This window comes from Luteitalea sp. (assembly GCA_009377605.1).
Lineage (GTDB): Bacteria > Acidobacteriota > Vicinamibacteria > Vicinamibacterales > Vicinamibacteraceae > WHTT01.
On record WHTT01000088.1, the window covers coordinates 25,833 to 26,118 of the forward strand.

Here is a 286-nt window from a genome sequence, read left to right on the forward strand (position 1 = left end):
GCCAGACTGGTCGGACATGGAGGCCATGATCCGTGACTGGGTCAATTGGACGTGGCTTTCCGGCGACTGCCTCGTGGAGCAGTTCATCCACCACGTCGACCGGATCTTGTGGGTGATGGGCGGGCCGCCCGTGCGGGCGGTCGGCATGGGCGGTCGTGCGCGGCGGCAAACCGGCGACCAGTATGACTTCTTCAGTATCGACTACGCGCACGAGAATGGCGTGCACTTGCACGCAACCATCAGGCAAGTCGACGGCTGCGCCAACGAGCAGGGAGAAGTGATCGTG

General features: G+C 63.6%; 1 protein-coding gene and 1 pseudogene (1 of these 2 running past the window's edge). Both read left to right on the forward strand.

Features of this window, described 5'->3' with window-relative positions; all coding sequences use genetic code 11:
* Positions 1-29: pseudogene (locus tag GEV06_22860) on the forward strand (twin-arginine translocation signal domain-containing protein); it begins 655 nt to the left of the window's first position.
* On the forward strand, positions 26-286 hold a 261-nt coding region (locus tag GEV06_22865), incomplete at its 3' end, for an oxidoreductase (protein ID MPZ20723.1). The pseudogene GEV06_22860 and the gene GEV06_22865, both read left to right, overlap by 4 nt.